19 protein-coding genes are annotated in these 17274 nt (G+C 66.6%); 11 read left to right on the top strand and 8 right to left on the bottom strand.

The genetic code is table 11. The features are described from left to right. Positions 1–60: 60 nt before the first annotated feature. Complete coding sequence (locus tag ACWDEW_RS05130; RefSeq protein WP_450509750.1) at positions 61–1221, bottom strand: ImmA/IrrE family metallo-endopeptidase; 1161 nt, start codon at positions 1219–1221, stop codon at positions 61–63. Between the two features lie 32 nt (positions 1222–1253). Beyond that, positions 1254–1907, bottom strand: coding sequence for a hypothetical protein (locus ACWDEW_RS05125; RefSeq protein WP_450509749.1), 654 nt, complete (start codon positions 1905–1907; stop codon positions 1254–1256). A gap of 258 nt (positions 1908–2165) precedes the next feature. On the opposite strand from ACWDEW_RS05125, the gene ACWDEW_RS05120 reads away from it, so the two are divergent. Beyond that, on the top strand, positions 2166–2702 hold the full coding sequence (locus ACWDEW_RS05120) for a hypothetical protein (RefSeq protein WP_450509747.1): 537 nt from the start codon (positions 2166–2168) through the stop codon (positions 2700–2702). Continuing rightward, positions 2699–4192, top strand: coding sequence for a terminase large subunit domain-containing protein (locus tag ACWDEW_RS05115; protein WP_450509745.1), 1494 nt, complete (start codon positions 2699–2701; stop codon positions 4190–4192). Before ACWDEW_RS05120 ends, ACWDEW_RS05115 begins: the two co-directional genes overlap by 4 nt. 23 nt (positions 4193–4215) lie before the next feature. Here the strand turns inward: ACWDEW_RS05115 and ACWDEW_RS05110 are convergent, their stop codons facing one another. Continuing rightward, positions 4216–5112, bottom strand: a complete 897-nt coding sequence (locus ACWDEW_RS05110; protein WP_450509743.1) for a hypothetical protein — start codon at positions 5110–5112, stop codon at positions 4216–4218. A 143-nt stretch (positions 5113–5255) separates the two neighbouring features. On the opposite strand from ACWDEW_RS05110, the gene ACWDEW_RS05105 reads away from it, so the two are divergent. The 7 genes from ACWDEW_RS05105 (at position 5256) to ACWDEW_RS05075 (ending at position 11396) form a co-directional block, all read left to right on the top strand. Beyond that, entirely contained in the window at positions 5256–7031 is a 1776-nt protein-coding gene (locus ACWDEW_RS05105) for a hypothetical protein (protein ID WP_450509741.1), read from the top strand. Positions 7032–7706: 675 nt separating this feature from the next. Beyond that, positions 7707–8414: a hypothetical protein gene (locus tag ACWDEW_RS05100; RefSeq protein ID WP_450509739.1), complete on the top strand. Its 708-nt coding sequence runs from the start codon at positions 7707–7709 to the stop codon at positions 8412–8414. 109 nt (positions 8415–8523) lie between these two features. Continuing rightward, a complete protein-coding gene (locus ACWDEW_RS05095) occupies positions 8524–8940 on the top strand; it encodes a head decoration protein (protein ID WP_450509737.1) in 417 nt (138 codons plus the stop codon). Positions 8941–8953: 13 nt separating this feature from the next. Next, positions 8954–10003, top strand: coding sequence for a major capsid protein (locus ACWDEW_RS05090; protein WP_450509735.1), 1050 nt, complete (start codon positions 8954–8956; stop codon positions 10001–10003). Next, the gene (locus ACWDEW_RS05085) at positions 10003–10293 is read left to right on the top strand and encodes a hypothetical protein (protein WP_450509733.1); all 291 of its coding nucleotides are present in this window, start codon (positions 10003–10005) and stop codon (positions 10291–10293) included. The genes ACWDEW_RS05090 and ACWDEW_RS05085 overlap by 1 nt, the downstream gene beginning before the upstream one ends. Positions 10294–10370: 77 nt before the next feature. Next, a complete protein-coding gene (locus tag ACWDEW_RS05080; RefSeq protein WP_450509731.1) occupies positions 10371–10703 on the top strand; it encodes a hypothetical protein in 333 nt (110 codons plus the stop codon). Between the two features lie 222 nt (positions 10704–10925). Next, a complete protein-coding gene (locus tag ACWDEW_RS05075) occupies positions 10926–11396 on the top strand; it encodes a hypothetical protein (RefSeq protein ID WP_450509729.1) in 471 nt (156 codons plus the stop codon). Positions 11397–12295: 899 nt separating this feature from the next. Here the strand turns inward: ACWDEW_RS05075 and ACWDEW_RS05070 are convergent. Further along, positions 12296–12502, bottom strand: a complete 207-nt coding sequence (locus tag ACWDEW_RS05070) for a three-helix bundle dimerization domain-containing protein (protein ID WP_450509728.1) — start codon at positions 12500–12502, stop codon at positions 12296–12298. Positions 12503–12528: 26 nt separating this feature from the next. Beyond that, a complete protein-coding gene (locus tag ACWDEW_RS05065; RefSeq protein ID WP_450509726.1) occupies positions 12529–12924 on the bottom strand; it encodes a luciferase domain-containing protein in 396 nt (131 codons plus the stop codon). A gap of 183 nt (positions 12925–13107) precedes the next feature. On the opposite strand from ACWDEW_RS05065, the gene ACWDEW_RS05060 reads away from it, so the two are divergent. Then, positions 13108–13536, top strand: coding sequence for a DUF6233 domain-containing protein (locus ACWDEW_RS05060; protein ID WP_450509724.1), 429 nt, complete (start codon positions 13108–13110; stop codon positions 13534–13536). Positions 13537–13628: 92 nt separating this feature from the next. Here ACWDEW_RS05060 and ACWDEW_RS05055 read toward each other — a convergent pair whose 3' ends face one another. Further along, positions 13629–14150: a hypothetical protein gene (locus ACWDEW_RS05055; RefSeq protein WP_450509722.1), complete on the bottom strand. Its 522-nt coding sequence runs from the start codon at positions 14148–14150 to the stop codon at positions 13629–13631. 129 nt (positions 14151–14279) lie between these two features. On the opposite strand from ACWDEW_RS05055, the gene cutA reads away from it, so the two are divergent. Beyond that, a complete protein-coding gene (gene cutA, locus ACWDEW_RS05050; RefSeq protein WP_450509720.1) occupies positions 14280–14606 on the top strand; it encodes a divalent-cation tolerance protein CutA in 327 nt (108 codons plus the stop codon). 66 nt (positions 14607–14672) lie between these two features. Here the strand turns inward: cutA and ACWDEW_RS05045 are convergent, their stop codons facing one another. After that, on the bottom strand, positions 14673–15914 hold the full coding sequence (locus tag ACWDEW_RS05045) for a helix-turn-helix transcriptional regulator (protein WP_450509718.1): 1242 nt from the start codon (positions 15912–15914) through the stop codon (positions 14673–14675). A 192-nt stretch (positions 15915–16106) separates the two neighbouring features. Next, on the bottom strand, positions 16107–17270 hold the full coding sequence (locus tag ACWDEW_RS05040; RefSeq protein WP_450509716.1) for a helix-turn-helix domain-containing protein: 1164 nt from the start codon (positions 17268–17270) through the stop codon (positions 16107–16109). Between the last annotated feature and the right edge of the window lie 4 nt (positions 17271–17274).

Raw genomic sequence — 17274 nt, 5'->3', positions numbered from 1 at the left:
AGGTTCCGACGCCCCGTCGCCCAAGGTCGGCGCGGGGCGCGGGCCCACCGCCAGCCAGACTCAAGCCCGGCGCAGTGCGACGACGTTGTCGGGCAGCGATGTCGGAGCGGTCTTGGCGTGCTCCTGGACGACTGCGGGTGCCTCGCGTTGACCGGAGATGATCTCCTCCATCAGGTCGGAGGCCCAGCCGCCAGTGAGGGCGGTGAACAGGTCGGGCGTAGGTCGTTGTTCCAAGCCCCGTTCGGTCATAACGGCGAGGAGACGGGGTCGCTCGGGTTCCAGGTCGGCCCACCCGGGCTCCTGGACTCGCCAGGTGACTCCTGTGTTGGGATCGCGACGCGCGGAGAGCTGCTTGAAGAGGCCCGTGGCACGGTGCTCCTCGATGAGTCCGAGGTGCTTGCCGTGCGTGATGATCGCTGCGAGCGACATCTTCCAACGCTCCTTCAGCGGCATCAAGGACGTGAGTGTGACGGCACCGGGCCACTCCTCGCGCAGCATGTCAGCGGGTAGCAGGAACTCGTTGGCGAAGCGGTTGGCGGCATCTTCGTCCACCTCGCCCGTGGCTCCGCGGTGCAGGATCAGGTGGCCGGCTTCGTGGGCGATCGACCAACGTGTGCGCTCCCAGGAGTTCACCGGCCGAGCGACGATCAGGGGTTGCTCATGAAAATCCCCACCCCATACGGAGAAGGCGTCGTGCCTGGCATCCGGCATGTCGACGTCGGCGACGGCGACGGGTACGCCCGCGCGTTCCAGCGTGTGGATCACGTGGGGGATCGGCTCGGATTCGGCAAGGTCGAGCGCATGACGGGTGAGTCGGGCCGCCTCCTCGGGACTGATGTCCTGCCGGAGTGCCATAGGCAACCGGAGAGGCGGCTGCGTAGCGTGTTCGCCGAGGGCGCCCACCAGCTCGACGATCATCTCCGCCAGGGTGGTGAGAGCGTCGATCTGCGCCACCTTGATCGATTTCTTGCTGCGGAACAGTAGAGAGCCGCGGTGGATGGGGAGCCCTGGAGGCTGGGAGAAGAACTCGGCCGGAAATTTCAAGCGGGTCGCGAGAGACCTGAGCTTGAGGCGAGGCATGTCCGTGGACGTCGAGCGTTCCAGCGCGGTCCACGCAGAGGGAGACATGTCGAGCATCTGCGCGAGGGGCTTGATCGGGCTGTGGCGGATCGTCCGCGCCTGCCGGACGCGATATCCGTAGACGGCGATCGTCTCAGCCACAGCACCCATCTCCATTGTCTGTCCGTGTGGGGCTACGCCTGAGGCGGTGTATCCCCTGTTCCATCGGCTTCCCGAGGACGACGTCGGCTGACCAGGTTGCCGAAGTCGTCGCTCACCGCGCTGGCGGCGGTCGCAACGTTAGCGTCCTTCAGGCTGGCGAGAAGAGGCACCTCCGTGGAAGCACAGACCGTCATCGGGGAGCGGTTCAGTTCCTCCAGGTCGTCCACGATGACGGCCCTGAAGTCAGCCATGAGGTCGCTCGGATCGATGTGCCAGACGAGGACCGGGACCAGGCCGGGGTCAAGGCCGTCGCCGTCGGCGTCGAAGATCGGGGGCTGATGGATGTCGGGAGGCCGGTACGCAGCCGCATTGAGAAGGGACGGTTCCTTGGTCTTACGGACACGTATCTCTTGGCCGGTGAGCTTCTCCCGGAGACACACTGAGCGGTTCGGCTTCTCCACGAGAGTGAAATTGCCGGACACGAAGACAGGGTTGTCGGCGGCGAGCAGGACGAGATCACGCATCTCCATGGCCACCACCGAACCCTCCACCTTCTTGGGAGTCGGTCGCTTCTTCCGCTCGCTCTTCATAGCGACAGCGAGGCTCAGTTCGCAGTACTCGCGCATCCGTGCCAGGTCCACCGCATTGCGCTCCACGAACGCATCGAGCCACGACTGTGGGTTCATGGATGAAATTTTCGCGATGAACCCACACCTCGTCAACCCTGTTGTGTAGAAGTCCAGTTGGTGCAGAGCCCGACGGTCCTCGGCTGACGTGAGTTGCCACAGGTCAAAAGGGTGCGGCCCTCGACGGTGGGCTTTCTAAAGAATCTTGTGAGCCTTCTGAGAGCTGTGAGGCGGGGCTATACGCCCCTGTCTCGGACGAGGCTGCGTTCTTCCTCGTGCATGATGGGCTGCGCGGCGCGGGGGAGAAGGAAGGTCCCGGTGAGTGGCCGGAGCGCCGTTGATCCCTGGGAGCGGCGGAGCGGTGAGTCCCCTCAGGCGTTCGAGGCGTTCGCCGTGTACCGCGACCTCGGGCCGGCGCGCAGTGTCACGAAGGTGGCACGGGAGTTGGATAAATCCCGTGCGCTCGTGGGCCGTTGGTCGCGGCAGTTCGCATGGGTGGTGCGGACGACGGCGTACGACCGGGAACAGGACCGACTGTTCCTCGCGGAGCAGGCGCAGGCGCGGCGTGAAATCGCCCGCAGGCACGCGAAGTTGGCGCAGGCCGTGCAGAGCAAGGCGGTGGCGCGGCTTCAGACGCTGGACCCTCGGGAGCTGACGCCATCGGAGCTGCTGCGCTACATCCAGGTCGCGGCGGAGATCGAACGCCGAGCCGTGGGCGAGGCACCCGAGGCCGGGACGGGCGAGGAGCGGGACCAGGGCGCGGACGTGAAGGCGTTGACGGACGAGGAGCGTCAGGCCCGGATGCTCCAGCTCCGTAGGGAGTTGGAGCGTCGGTTGTCGGAGGGCGCCCAGTGAGCCGGGGTCGGGCCAAGCGCCGGATGGTCGAGGACTTCGCGGACCCGTCGCTGATGACCGACGATCAACTCTGGTATGAGGTCGCCGAGTTGATCCGGGCCGACGAGCTGTCGGCGCGGCGGTGGGCGTGCGAGGTGGTCGGCTGTGACGGGCTCCCTCATGAGGGGTGGCAGCATCACCACGCCCGTGCCGCGCAGCGTCAGCCGCTGTGGCTGTGGACGGTGTGGCTGCTGCTCACCGGCCGTGGCTGGGGCAAGTCCCGTACGGCCGCGGAGGCCGTGCGCGAGTGGGCGAAAACGCCGGGGTCGCAGATCGCGGTGATCGCGAGAAACGCCACGCTCGTGCGGGACATCTGCTTCGAGTCCCCGAAGTCGGGCCTGCTGTCGGTGTTCCCGCCGGAGGAGGTCGCGAAGTACAACTCGTCGCTCGGAGACACGGTCCTCAAGCTGACGAACGGCACGTTGATCCGTGGCTTCGGCGCGGAGACGCCGGACAACTTGCGAGGCTGGGCGTTCGACAAGGCGTGGTGCGACGAGTACGCGGCATGGTCGCGGCATACCGCGCAAGAGGTCTACGACATGCTGTGGTTCTGCCTGCGCGAGGCCGACACGCCGCAGGTCGTCATCTCCACGACCCCGAAGCCGCTCCCGCATGTGAAGCGGCTCGTCGAGCGCGGCCGTACCCAGGAGAAAGCCCACCAGGAGGGCGGCGTGCCGCCGCGGGTGGTGCTGACCCGCGGGCACATGCGGGAGAACGACGCCAACCTGTCGGCGGCGGCTCGCGAGGAGTTGGAGGAGGAGTACGCCGGCACCCGGTTGGGGCGCCAGGAGCTGTCCGGCGAGCTGCTGGAGGACGTGGAGGGCGCGCTGTGGAAGGGATGGATGCTGGAGGTCGAGGGCTTTCGCCCTCGGCCCGAGCATCTGCCCGACCTTCAGCGGGTGGTCGTCGCGGTCGACCCGGCCACGAAGTCCCACGAGAACGCGGACATGACGGCGTTTACGGTGGCGGGACGCGGGTTCCCGGTGGAATCGATGTACGGGGACGAGCGACCCCGTGGGTATCTGCTCCACGCGGAGCAGGACCGGTACACGCCGACGCAGGCGATGAAGCGGGCCGCGACGCTTTATCACGAGCACCGTGCCGACTGCGTGGTCATCGAGGCGAACAACGGCGGTGACTACCTGCCCGCGCTGCTGGAACAGGTTGACCCCACCGTGAACTGGCGGATCGTTCATGCAACACGAGGGAAGCGGGCTCGGGCGGCTCCGGCGGCGCAGTTGTACGAGCAGGTGCGGGTCCATCACGTGGGGGCGGCACGGGTGTTCGCGGAGCTGGAGGAGCAGATGACGACGTTCGTCGGGCAGGGGGAGACGGAGGACTCGCCGGACCTGCTCGACAGCGCGGTGTGGGCGCTCTGGGATCTGTTCCTGGATCCGGCGATGCCGCCGCCACGTTCAGCGAATGACCAGAGACTGGGTGGTCGTAGGTAGCCGCGCGGGCTCTTGCGCCTCTTTCACGTCATGTCATCAAGCTTGGCCTCGCAGGCTGCCTTAATCGTGCCCAGGTCGTCGAGCAGTGCCTTGTGTGCTACCTCTGTCGGCGGAGTTGCATCGATGGCGGAAACTACCTTTTCCTGAAGCTCGTTGAGTGCTGCCAGGGGGAGTACGAATGTACCGTACCGATGAAAACCCGTGTCGACCCTGTTTCGGAGTACTCGGTGTAGGTCGTCCCAGGTTCGGCGAGCGGTTGCTCGCCTGGCTGACTGCTCCTTTATGTCGCTGGCTTCACGTAGCTCTTCCAAATCGCGAAACAGGCGTTGCGTGTCAGCGTGAATTCGAGTGCACAGCTTGCGGACGCGACTGTAGATTCTGAGCGATGACACTGTTACACCGACGAACAGTGTCAGACTGATGCTGAGGGCCGGGCCGTCCAGTCCCTTCTCTGTGGCGGTATTTGCAAGGAACCCGATGAGCCCGATCATCCCAAACCAGTTGAAGGCGACGCGCAGTGCGGTCGCGCGTGCAATGCGTAGGCGCAGAAGCTCAAGTGGGAATTCTTCGGGTTCGTGGGATGGGTTGAACAGGGTATAGAGGAGCCAGGCGGCAATGAGTGGGAGGCCCCAGGCTCCGTGGCCTTCTCGCGCTGCAATGGGCACTTGAAAGACCATCATCATGAAGACGACGATTGGGTAAGCGAAACCGGATATCGCGCTTCGGCGTCGCTTAGCTTTGTGGCTGCGGGATTCCCAGAACGGGTCTAGTAGTTTCTGTGCGGTGGTCGCCAGTGCCACGCCCACCCCTAGAGCGAGCCAACCCCAGACGTTGGTTCCGTGAGCGAGGGCAATGTTGAAGCAAATGAAACTGGGCAGTGCCAGCGCAAAACCCAGTTGGGTGCGTTGCCGGTTCGGCACGCGCTCTACTGTGGCGTTAATCCGACTCTGAAGCTGACTAAACCAGACAGGCCGTATGGGCATTCCGCTCCTGAACTTTGACTTGAGGGGGCGGGACGTTACCTCCTCATGACGCTTCACGGTGCGGTGTTGGTTGCGGCCTTGTGGGATGTCAGAAGGAAGAGGCTAAAGTTGTCGCTGGGCGCGGGCGACTGCCTGGAGGGCAAGTGGGCCTGCGCCAATTCCTGATTGATGCCTGGTCGTGGCTGAACTACAAGCCGGTGATGGCCGATGCCGGATGTCCGGGAAGCAGAGCCTTCCCGGAGCTGGCCAGGACATGGGTTCCGCCGCAAGAGCTACGGCGACTGGCCGCCTACAAGGTGCTCGCGTCGTACGACAACAACCAGGCCGGGCAGCTCGCTGCGGCCGGTGGCGACGCGGGCGCGCTGGAGCGCCGGGAACTCGGCGACGCGGCCAACCTCGTGGACACCGCGCTCGGTTACCTTCTCGGTTCGGAGCAGAAGGTCGCGGTCGAGGGCGCCGAGCACGCCGACGATGAGACGCCGACGCCGGGCGCGGCAGAGGCGGCCGCGGTGCAGGAGCGGTTGCGGACGTGGGCGGACAAAGAGCTGCTGACGTTCCGGGTGCAGCAGGCGGAGCGGGCGGCGGTCCTTCTCGGGGACTCCGTCATGGTGTTGGCGTGGAACCCGGAGAAGCGGCGGCCGACGCTACGCGTCTACGATCCGGGGTTCTTCTTCCCTCAGTGGGACGACGAGGACGAGGATTTCCCCGTCCGCGTACATCTGGCGTGGGAGCTGCCGGCGGACGATGAGGCCGGGTTGAAGGCCAGGGTGCGTCGCGTCACGTACGAGCTGGGCCCTGTCTCCGAGGACGCTGAGGAGTCCGACGGAGGCGGGGCGCGGCAGTATCCGTGGGACCCGGGCCGGAATTCCAACGTGACGTGCTATCTCACGGACGCGGAGTGGCTGCTCGACGACCTGAAGAACGGCGAGACGCTCGACAGGCTCCCGATGGGCAAGGCGTCGTACCGAGTGCGGTCGGACGGCACGGAGTTGAACCGGCTGGACCTGATGATCGACTTCGTGCCGGTGGTGCACTTCGCGAACACGATCCCGGACGGCGGGGAGCACTGGGGGCGTTCGGTGCTTGCGCGGGTGTTGCAGGCGCTGGACGAATTGGCGGCGACGGACTCGGACAGCTCGGCGGCGTCTGCGACGACGGGTACGCCGATCATCGGGCTGGCGGGTGCGCGGTTGCCGGTGGACCGGGCGACGGGCCAGCCCAAGGAGCTTGCGGTGAAGGCCGGTGCGGTGTGGCAGCTCGGCGAGACCGGGCGGATGGATGCGCTGGATACCTCCCCGCAGCTGGCCGAACTGCGGGCGAGGGTGGATCACCTGCTGGAGCGGATCGCGTCCAACTCCCGTGTGACAGCGGCCGGTTTGGGGACGCTGGATGCTACCGAGGTGCCGTCGGGGTATGCGCTGAAGCTGGCGTTGGGGCCGCTGGACGCGCTGATCGGGATGATGCGGCTGGCCCGTGAGCACAAGTACCGGTTGCTGTTCAAGATGGTGCAGCGGCTGTACCAGGCGGGGCGGGCGGAGGGCTGGACGGTGGGGGAGTCGTTGCCGACGCGGTTGGCGTGGGCGCCGCATACGCCGACAGATCGGGCCGCAGTGCTGGAGGAGGTCGTTTCGGCGTTCGGTGCGGGGGTGCTGTCGTTGGAGACCGCGGTGGCGATGCTCGTGGAGGCCGGGTACCCGATCAAGGACGCTTCGCAGGAGGTCGCACGGATCAGGGCGAAGGCGGAGCAGGAGGCCGCGCTGCGGATCGCCGAGAACACGGCCGAGGGGAGGCGCAGCGCGGACGCAGACAATGACCAGCAAGAAGAGGGAAGTTCATCCGGGTTTGTGGCGGCCTGAGATGGGCGCCGATCGGTCAGGCCCAGGGCGTTAGCGGTTGCCCTAATCCTTTAACGGACGTCGTCGTCGTTAAAGGATTAGGGCGACCATGACGCTTAAGCTCTGCGGGCTAGCCCGCACATCGCCTATCCTCGGTACCGGGTACCCGGTAAGTCATAAGAGTCAGTTGCGCCGCCACGCGGCTGACCGTTACGGGGCCGACCGCCAGCGGCCCAACTACGTTCCCCGGCCATGGTTTACCCGCGTCCAGTTCGCAGTGGAGCCCTGCTCCATGAACGGCGCAGGGCTCCACTGGGGAACGGTCCACCAGCGGCTGGCGACCACGGCGGCTACAACGCCGTGGTCGTCAGCTGAACAGCACGTCCACCACCTTGGCGATCACCGCTGAGATCAGAGATCCCAAGGTGATCAGGGCCAGTTCGCGCCGTCCGAGCTTGTCGACCAGTCCCCGTAAGTGCCGTCGCATCGGCCACCTCCACTTGATCCTCCCGGATCCCGTATCCGGGAGCGGGCTGCGGTGGAAGGTGAGCGTGCCGTGGCACATGGTCAGATTACGCGTAGAGCGGCTAGTGGGTGGCCTGTTCGGGAATCGCGCCTGACGGATCGTCCTGTCTCTGGCGCCGACAGGCTGGCTACACTGATCGTCAGCGCGGGGGCGCGCTCTGGAGGAGATGTATGGTCCGGCCCCTGCCGCCCCGCCGCCGTCCTGTCGGGTTCCGTGATGACGGGCGGCCGATCTACCCGGTTCTCGGTGCCTCGTCGGAAGACGAGAGCAACGATCAGCTCGACGACGCGGCCGAGCCCGGCCAGGAGCAGCAAGTCACCGTCACCCAGGACCGGTTGGGAAAGATGCTCACCCGGGAGAAGGCGCAGGGTGAACGGGCAGCGGTCAAGCGGCTGTTGGCCACGCTCGGGTTCGACTCCCCGAAGGCGCTTAGCGAGTTCGTGACCGAGCAGCGGGAGGCCGAGCAGGCCGCGCTGTCGGAAGTCGAGCGCCGTGAACAGGCTGCCCAGGAGCGGGAGTTGCAGGCCGCGCGTCGTGAGGAACTGGCCGCCGAGCGGGAGCGGGCGGCTCTTCGTCGAGGTGCTCTAGTGGCGCTCGGCGCGGAGGGCGACGATCTGGCGGACGCGGAGCGGCTGCTGGCCGTGGGCGATGAGGACGCGGACGAGGCGCAGGTCCAGTCGGCGGCCGAGGCCCTGCGCGCACGCCGCCCCGAACTGTTCGGCGAGATCCGTACCCCGGTGCCGGCGGCTCCCGCGGGTGCACCGGCCGGGCGCGGCCCGACCCGTACGACGACGGTGTCGAAGCCAGGCTCGGCCGGGCTGGAGATGGCCAAGCGCCGGGGCCTGATAGCCGAGTTCAGCGACACCGCCGCCCGCTAACGTCCGGGCGCCGATCACTTGGGGACCACGCCCCCTTCGACTTCGTGGACGACATCGCCTTGGTGGGCGGTGTGCGGATTCTGACCGCAACGTCCATGGAGACACGCACATGTCCATCCAGCCCGTTTCGAAGTCCGAGTACACGACCGCCAACCGCGAGTGGCTGGCGTCCCTGCACGGCACCGACTCCGTCGACACGATCACCCTCGACCTGACGCTGTTCTGCGAGGGCACCCACTTCGTGTGCGGCGACGGCTGTGACCCGTACGGCCGGGTCCTGTCGGGTGTGCCGGTCGGCCGGGTCGCGGAGTCCGGCCTGTACGGGCCGTACGACCCGGACGCCCAGTGCGGTCGTCAGATCCTGCGCGGGTTCGTGATCGCGGAGGCGCCGTTCGCGCCGGGGCAGACCCGGGTGCCGGCCGCTCTGCTGTGGCACGGCGCGGTGAAGGCGTCGAAGGTTCCGGGCGGTATCGACGTGTCCCAGCTGACGTGGCACCCGCGGGCCGCGCAGATCCGCTTCGTGTGAGCGGGGGCCTGTTGTGACGATTCAGGACCTGCTCAAGGACGTCTCGACGATGGACCTGACGGCGTTCGCCCGCGCGATCCCGTCTCCGAAGGACTTCCTGCTCACCCAGACGATCTTCCCGACCGTGGAGATGCGGGAGGTGAAGTGGCGTACGCGAGACTCCGGCCGGTACGTGAATGCGGCGAAGTATCGGGCGTTCAACGCGTCGGTGCCGTTCGCGACCCGTGAGGCGTGGCAGACCTCCCGCGAGGGCGCGCTGCCCGCGCTGGGTCAGAAGCTCGTGGTGTCCGAGCAGGAGCAGATCCTGCTGGAGGCATCCCACGGTTCGGATCAGGACCGGCTGATCGACTTGCTCTACGACGACGTGGAGCGGCATGTGGAGGCCATCCGCTCCCGCCTGGAGCTGGCCGCCGGCGATGTCCTCGCGGACGGCAAGTTCGAGCTGGTGCAGGAGAACGGGCTGACGCTGGAGGTCGACTGGAACGTCCCCGCCGAGAACATGCCGGTCGCCGCCCGCCCGTGGTCGGACCCCGCCTCCGACCCGATCGCGGACGAGCTGCGGTGGATCCAGCACCTCGACGACATCGGGGCTCCGGAACCGGAGATGGTGGTCAGCAGCCGGAAGGCGTTCTCGTTCCTGGCGGCCAACAACGCCTACCGGGCCGCGTATTACGGGTCGGTGAGCCCGTCGGCGACACCGACGGCGACGCTGACGCCGCAGCAGATCAACGTGGTGCGCGGCAACTACTCGCTGCCGCCGATCCAGTTCTACAAGGCGCAAGTGCGGGTGGACGGCAAGCCCCGCAAGGTACTGCCCGAGGACCTGTGGATCCTGGTGCCGCCGGAGCGGGAGAAGTGGGCGCAGACCCTGTACGGGGTGACGGCCGAGGCCCTGGTGCTGTCGCGCGGCTCGAACCCGGAGATCGTCCGGGAGGACGCGCCCGGCCTGATCATCACCCGCGGGGTGCAGGACGACCCCGTGCAGATCTGGACCAAGGGCGCCGCGGTCGGCATGCCGGTCATGCACACCCCGGACGCGCACATCGTGGCGAAGGTGCTGTGATGCGTGACCGTAGGCGGCTGAAGGCCGCTGTCTACGTCAAGGACCCCACGACGTATGAGGAGTTGATCCTGCTGCCGGGCGACAACCCCGAGCCGGAGCTCGCCGACCTCGTCACGAACCCCGACGCCTGGGACGCGCCACCGCCCTCGGACGATAGCGAGTCCGATCCGCCAACCGGTGCTGACCCGAGCCCAGTTGAGGGCGCCAGCGGCTCGGCGGAGGATCCCGGGCCGACCAGTGGGGCGGGCAAGAAGGCGCCCGTACGTCGGTCCCGCTCGGCGTCCGGGTAGTACGCTCACGGCGCGGTGCGGAGCCGGCTCACCCCCGTACGGCTCCGTACCGCGCTTCACCTTGAGGAAGTGCACCTTTGAACGAGTTCCAGCGGTCGTGGCTACTCGCGCAGGTCGGCCCGGACACCGACCCGGCCGACCTGGAACGCCGCTACTTTCGACTGCGCTCGGCGCGCGCTGTCGCCCTCGAAGTGCTGGGGGAGCGGCGCGCCCGGCTCCTGGCCGATCCGTTGAAGGTCACCGTCGACGGCGTAGTGACCATGGACTTGCAGGAGAACCTGCGTGGCATCGAGCGGCAGATCGAGCAGGTCCGTCAAACCGCGGCCCCGGATGAACCGAACGACGAAGGCGAAGCGGTAGAGCCGGTGATGACGGTCGCGTGGCTCACCCCCACGCGTCGCTTTCGGTAGGCGGCTGCGGGGCCAAGACAAGGGCAGGAGGACGGGCGGATCGCTGAACGTCCCACTCGATGTGACGCTCAGCGATAGCTAGCCACATCACTTCACAGAACGACCGGTTGGGGTGCTGCGCTCTACGACACCTGGCCACTCTGCTCAGTGATAGTTGGCCGCTCGGACCTTGGGACGGCAGATCCTCTGGCGCCTCGCCCGCACGTCCACCACGCTGAGAGCATGGATTGGGGCTCAGTGCTGTCGACTGCCGTCGGCGCCGCGATCGGAATCACGGCCACCGTCATCGCGGATCGCAACCGTTGGCATCGAGAGCTGTCCAGTCGGGCACTGGATGTCCGAAGGGAGACCTATACATCGTTCATGACAGCCATGAACGATGCTGGCGAGGCCATCCGTTCCGTGAGCCTTGGCGACCAACCGAGTGAGGCGGCGCGAGACTCCGTGACTCGGGAGGCGTTCAGGTCATCGGGCGTTCACGCCGCGTTGGAGCGTTTGCGCCTGGTGGCACCGCCCAATGTCGAAACTGCCGCCGATGAGGTTTTCCGGTCCATGCGTCGCCTGCGCGATCACTACGCAGACGGCAAGGAACCCGCCGATATCGAGGCACACGCCGTTCGCATGAAGCTTGAGGAGGACTTCAAAGTCCTGCGCGGCTTGATGCGCACAGACCTGGCGACGGAAAACGACTGATCACATGACAGCTGGTCGCGGGAGCGTGGCCATCTACCGCTGAGCATGGCCACCTGTTGCTGAATGGCAGACTCGATGTGACTGCCAGGGATAGTTGGCCACGGGCGAAGGCGCGACCGCTGGTAACTGAGCTGCACTCAAAGAGAGTTGGCCATTTCGCTCAGAGATAGGTGGCCACCACGGTCTCGGTTTCGGCGCCGAAGCTTGTGTCTCGGTCGGCCTCGGTGATCTCCCTGATGGTCGTCGTCTTCGCTGCCCGCCGACGGGCCGTTACTTGCGACCGTGGCGGGAGCGCCAGGGCCGTGCGGGGGAATCAGAACTTCGACACGTAACCAAGATCAAATAGAAACGTTCTCGTGAGCGGCATCCCTTTCGGCGCCGAACTCGGAGAACGGAGCAACGTGATGTACAGGGCAAAGCTTGGAGCGGCCGTATTGCTGGCCAGCGTCGCGATCTTGTGCAGTGGCGGCGCGGCCACAGCGGATCCCTGGCCGATCGACCCCCCCGTCAAGCGGCGTCGGCGAGAACTTTGTGGTGCCCGGAGGCTCTCTCGTTAACGTGAACGTCCCCTGCGCTGCACCGTGGAACGACCAGACGTACAACCCATGCAACAACGTGGAACCGGTCACGGGCTGACCTCGCTGCCTCGCGGTCAGTGATCAGAGCCTCCATCTGGAACCCGGATGGAGGCTCTGTGCTGTCGCTCACCGGTTGAGGTTCGACGGCACGCGCTCGGTTGGACGGCGCGAGACGGGGGGCGTGTGGCCACCTATCTCTGACAGTGACTTCCCCATTGGGAAGCCACTTTGCTCAGCCGTAGTTGGCCACGCGGACCATAGAATCCGAGGGGTCGCCGTTCGGCTCGGGTTCAAGCGTGCACGCTCGGGGAGCGCGGATCGCTAGCCGGATGATTCGCTCAACAGGGCCCGGGCCTTGCGTTCCACGAGTACGGGTACGAATTCGCGGACCGGTCGGCTCTCGAAGGATGCATGAGCTGTGGCGACCGCGGCCTCGACCTCGGCCGGGCTGCGTGTCGCGCTGAATGCCTCCGTCAGGCGCTCCACGACCCCACGGACTGCCTCGGACTCGCGTTCCTTGTCTGCCATCGCCCCACCTGTCTGGAGAGGTGTGTTCAGCCTCCGCCGAGATTCTCACGCGGTCCAACCGCACTGCGGTGATCATTGCATTCGGCTCGCGGCACGTCGTCTGGAACAGGCCACGCCTGGTGCGCCTGGAGGGCGAGGCTGACCAGGGTCATGAGCAGATGGACGTCCGTAGTGACGTCTAGGTGCACCGTCACCCACTGCGAACCGGGCACCAGCTGAACGGCCGTCGCGGCCCTGAGGTGGTCTTCGAACCGCCTGATGGCCCGGGCCGTGAGGTACAGGTCAACGCGGCCGTCGGAGTGGAAGTGGGCGATCTCGCCGTGCACCGTGCGGAGGGCTCGGCCAACGCCGCAGCTCGGCTCCGCCTCGGCCAGATCGGGCCAGGTCGCCAGTTGCGCGAGGGCGCTCGCTGCCAACGTCATGCGCCCATCATGACCAGCTCACCCTCCAGCCACCAGAAGGTGAGGAATCTGTAACTGATCCGCAGCGACTGAAGGGCCTGATACCAACGCGATGTGCGCGGCTGGCCAACTAACGCTGACAGTGGCCAGCTATCGGTGACGGTCACACTCGACTGGGTAGGAGCATGTGCTTGAATCGAACACATGAACGAGTTGCCGCCTGATCTGCCCCGCCTCCGGGCGATCTTGGCGTATCTCGATCAGCAACTCGCACAGCAGGAGACGATAGGCACCTATCTGCGGCTCCAGCGGCGAGACGTAGAGCGTGCGATCGCACGTGCCGATCGCGCGGCCATCCCTCGGCCACCCCTCGTAGTGCCCAAGAGGCCGCGGTCCGTGACCCGCGCGGAGACCGGCGGTCACCCGTCCACCGGATACGTTCTCGAACGCCGGGACCGCCACGACGCCACCAAAGGGGCAGTGATCCACGTTGCCGACTGCGACCGGACTCCCCGCGACGTGCGCCCTGTTGAGCCGGGCCTGGCTCGGAAGGTCCTGACGAAGGACCGTCCGCACTTCGACGCCTGTGAGTTCTGCCGTCCGGACACGGAACTGGGTATCGATCTGGATTGAGCCGGACCGGCCACCGCGGACGAGGCGGCCGAGTTGGCGAGGGGGCGACGTAGCTGACGCCTGCACATAGTTACTGGTAGGCCGCACGCGGGCTACTCCGGCTTGTCCATCGTCTTGAACTGCTCGCGACTCTGTTCCAAGGGGCGGCGCAGCTCCTCTTCCGAGATTTCGTTGCGGGTTCCTCCGCCCCACTCGGTCACGTATGTGCCCATGCCTCCGGGGATGTCGTCGATTCGAGTCACGATCAGGCAGTCCCCGGCCCACTCTCCGAACTCGGGGCCCAGGCGCTCGCCTTCTCGCTCGGCGCGTCCGGAGGCCAGTCTCTTGCCGTCCTCGTCGTAGATGACGGTCTCCTCTTCGGAGGCGGCCGTGCGGACGCAGCTGTCGGGTGTCGAGCCAGGAACGGTCTGTTCCTCGTCCTGCACCCCTACCGTGTAGGCGGTGAACGGGCTGCGGTCGATCCACGGCGCCCAGACCCAAAGCACGACGCCGACTGTGACGGCCGCTATGCCAGCGGCAGTGGCCCACATCGGTATGCGTCGCCGGCCCTTCTCCGGGGTCTTTGCGAGCGACACCGGCGCTGGTTCCGTTACAGCTTTCCCACCCTCAGCCATGCAGTGGATCATGCCAGCTTGGGCTCTGCTCAAGGTGGTTGACCCTGCAATCCCCGCCTCGGGAGAGGCGGGCAAGCGCCAGAGACGGCTGGATAGGGTCGTGCTACACCGAGCTGGAGAGGCAGTTGCATGGCCAACGAGATTGTGATCGCGCAGACGACCATCGACGACGAGGACCAGGCAAAGGCGCTGGCGCGGGGTGCGGTTGAGAGTAAGTTGGCAGCGGGCGTTCACATCGACGCGCCGATCACCGCCGTCTACTGGTGGAACAACGCGGTCGAGACGGCGCGGGAGTGGCGTATCTCGTACATGACGACGACAGACCGTCTCCCGCAGTTGGAGGCATGGCTCTCCGAGAAGCATCCGTACGACGTCCCTCAGTGGATCACGCTGCCTGTGACCGGCGGGTCCGAGGCGTATCTGTCGTGGGTTCTTGAGGAGACGACGCGGGACTGAGGAACGACGTACCGCGCGACGGCGGTCGTGTTCTGAGCTTGCCGTGTGCCGAACGAGGGGATCGCTTCAGGACGCGAACTGCCGCAAGTGGTGGGCGAGTTCCTGCTCGGTGTCGGGGAGCCATGCGGCGATTTTCGCGGCGCGTTCCTTGCCCATCGTGTTGGGCTTGGCCTGTGACGCGGCCGTGAACTGGCGCGATACGTATACGCCTTGCTCGACGTCGCCTCCGCGCAGCAGGGCCGAGGCGAGATCGCCGAGGACGACGACGCCGCCGTCCGGTAGTTCGTCCCCGAGGCGACCGACCGCCGTGTCGGCCGTGGCGGAGAGTTCGGATCGCCTCAACTGCCCGTACACGGAAAGAGCCAACGAATCCATCCGGTACGGCGTCACGAAGCGGACCCACGCCTGCTCGCTGGTGTGATCCGCGAAGTCGTATGCGAAGCGTGCTCGGTCAAGCGCACGAAGCGCCCCTGCCTCGTCGCCGACCGCGGCGGCTTCCTCCGCGTGCCTTCCGAGAACCCAGGCCGCGGCCGTGGCGTTGCCGTGGCCACGCACATCTTGGGAGGCCTGGGACAGGAGTTCCAGCTTCCTCTTCGATGTCGGAGCCCCGTAGCTGGCGTAGGTGAGGGCCAAGGCCCTGAGGGGAGGATGCCCGGCCTTCGCCGCGCACTCGATCGTGACGTCGTAGTAGGAACCGGCCTTGGTGTACTCGCCCAGGTCCCAGGCCACCCAGCCGGCAAGGGCGGCGGTCTCCCCGGCTGCGACGGTGAGAGCCCGTTCGTGCTCGCCGGCGTGAGGCAGGGCCGCGGTGATCGCGTCAAGGTGCGACTCAACCGTGCCTTGCAGGCGGCGGGCACTGAGGTTGAGCTCCTGGACGTGCAGGTCGGCAGCACGGTTGACGAGCGCGACCGCGGCGGGCGTGTCGATGACCGAGCCCTTGCTGAGGGCGAAGGCGAGGCGTCCCCAGGGCTCGGCAGCCGCGCTTACGCCGACGGCGGCACTGCCCAGCAGCGTGCGGCGCTTCACGTCGTCCTGATCCTCCTCGTCACGGACGTTTCCCATCCTCCGTCGGGCGCGGGCGGCTTTGGCCTCCCGCAGTAGCTCTTCGAAGGGGACGCCGGAAGCCACCGCGATGTGGGCGAGGGTGTGGTTCGTAGGGATGTTCTCGAACTTCTCGTAGCGGCTGATCTCGCGGCGGGTCAGGGTTTCCCGGCCGGAGGCAGCGTTGATCGCGTCTGCCTGCTGCTCTTTCGTCCGGCCTGCGTCCTTGCGGAGCCGGATCAGCAGTTCGGCGAACGGATCCGTCATGAGTGTGACCTCTGTTGTGGGCGGATTTCAATCATGGCCTCAATTCCCCCCGGAGTTTCCCCCCTTGACAGATTTTTCCCCCTCTGGATTCCCCTGGCAGACGGCTTCGTAGCGCGGTGCGATGGGCCCATGACCACGTTCCTTAAGTCGGATGACCGAGGCCAGCCGGTGCTGCTCTGGAACGAGATCAAGTTAGGCGGCCATCTCCTGCCGAATCCGGTCCAGGGCATGGCCCGCGACTTCCCTGATCTCCGGCAGCTGGTACTGCGCCGCGCGCACGATGCGTTGCAACTGGTGGGGAAGTCGCTGGCGGACTGCTTCGTCGACGGCGGTGTGCAGGGACTGCGCGGCGCTGCCTGGGTCGTCGGCGGCCAGCCGTACCTGGGCCACGGTGATGAGCTCGATCACGCGCCACTGCGGGGCGACGGTAGTTGTCGGTACAGGACTGCCCTGCTCGATCAGCTGTATGGCGATGTCGGTCCTGTCGGTGGCCATCAGCCCTCGCAGGCGGATCTCGTGCAGGGCGTAGGGGTTGAACAACGAGGTGTGGTCGGTCTCGTCGAGGAGTCGGTTCGTCTCCCGCATCGCCTCGTCGAACAGGGGCTGGTTCCGGAGGGCGCCGGCCGCACGAGCGAGCAGCGGAAGTGCGGCTGCTTTCGCCTCGTTGTCCGGTGCGATGGCAGCCGCGTGCTGCAGACGGTCGACGGCGGCTCCGTGGAGGCGGGCCTTACGCAGTTCGTTGCCGTGCATGCGCAACACGTAGGAGGTGAAGGGCGGTTCGCCGAAGTAGCGGGCGATGTCGATGCTCTTCGCGGTCCAGTGCGCGGCGGTGCTCAGCCGTTCCTCCGGCAGGACGTTGCCCAGGGCGACGCCGAGGCCGACACGGGCTCGGGCCAGGAGGTGCAGGACATCCCGTTCCGCGTGTCCGTCCTCCATGCGGGCTTCCAGCCGGGCGATCAGAGGCCACAACTCGGCGACGGCTTCGGAGGCATGTCCGGACTGGCGGGCGATCTCGGCGAGGCGGACCGTGGACTCGCCGAACTGGAGCATGGCGCGGTGGTCGGTGTCGGCTGGATCGGTGACGCCGACGATGTGCGGGGGAAGACACAGGGCCTCGGCGATGTGCCGGCGGGAGCCGATGTCTTCAAGGCTCCGTTTGCCGAGTTCGAGGAGCGAGATGTACGTCTTGTCGTAGCCGAGGAGCCGTCCGAGTTCGGACTGGTTCATGCCGTGCACGGAACGGTGGAAGCGCAGGATGGCTCCGAGATCGCGAGACGCGAGGACTGCCTCGGCCTGCGGAGTCGCCCAGTGCCACACGGTGTGTTGCGAGCGCCGCAGGACCATCGAACTGTCCATGTTC

It is taken from the genome of Streptomyces sp. NPDC001100 (genome assembly GCF_053598575.1).
This window is presented reverse-complemented; position numbering and strand designations above follow the sequence as displayed.

Excerpts from the sequence above, each read along its gene's own strand:
- cutA (WP_450509720.1), top strand. The coding sequence starts at position 14,280 with ATGGCCAACGAGATTGTGATCGCGCAGACGACCATCGACGACGAGGAC.
- ACWDEW_RS05100 (WP_450509739.1), top strand. The coding sequence starts at position 7,707 with ATGGTCCGGCCCCTGCCGCCCCGCCGCCGTCCTGTCGGGTTCCGTGAT.
- ACWDEW_RS05125 (WP_450509749.1), bottom strand. The coding sequence starts at position 1,907 with ATGAACCCACAGTCGTGGCTCGATGCGTTCGTGGAGCGCAATGCGGTG.
- ACWDEW_RS05055 (WP_450509722.1), bottom strand. The coding sequence starts at position 14,150 with ATGGCTGAGGGTGGGAAAGCTGTAACGGAACCAGCGCCGGTGTCGCTC.
- ACWDEW_RS05065 (WP_450509726.1), bottom strand. The coding sequence starts at position 12,924 with ATGACGTTGGCAGCGAGCGCCCTCGCGCAACTGGCGACCTGGCCCGAT.
- ACWDEW_RS05040 (WP_450509716.1), bottom strand. The coding sequence starts at position 17,270 with ATGGACAGTTCGATGGTCCTGCGGCGCTCGCAACACACCGTGTGGCAC.
- ACWDEW_RS05060 (WP_450509724.1), top strand. The coding sequence starts at position 13,108 with ATGAACGAGTTGCCGCCTGATCTGCCCCGCCTCCGGGCGATCTTGGCG.
- ACWDEW_RS05095 (WP_450509737.1), top strand. The coding sequence starts at position 8,524 with ATGTCCATCCAGCCCGTTTCGAAGTCCGAGTACACGACCGCCAACCGC.
- ACWDEW_RS05045 (WP_450509718.1), bottom strand. The coding sequence starts at position 15,914 with ATGACGGATCCGTTCGCCGAACTGCTGATCCGGCTCCGCAAGGACGCA.
- ACWDEW_RS05070 (WP_450509728.1), bottom strand. The coding sequence starts at position 12,502 with ATGGCAGACAAGGAACGCGAGTCCGAGGCAGTCCGTGGGGTCGTGGAG.
- ACWDEW_RS05085 (WP_450509733.1), top strand. The coding sequence starts at position 10,003 with ATGCGTGACCGTAGGCGGCTGAAGGCCGCTGTCTACGTCAAGGACCCC.
- ACWDEW_RS05075 (WP_450509729.1), top strand. The coding sequence starts at position 10,926 with ATGGATTGGGGCTCAGTGCTGTCGACTGCCGTCGGCGCCGCGATCGGA.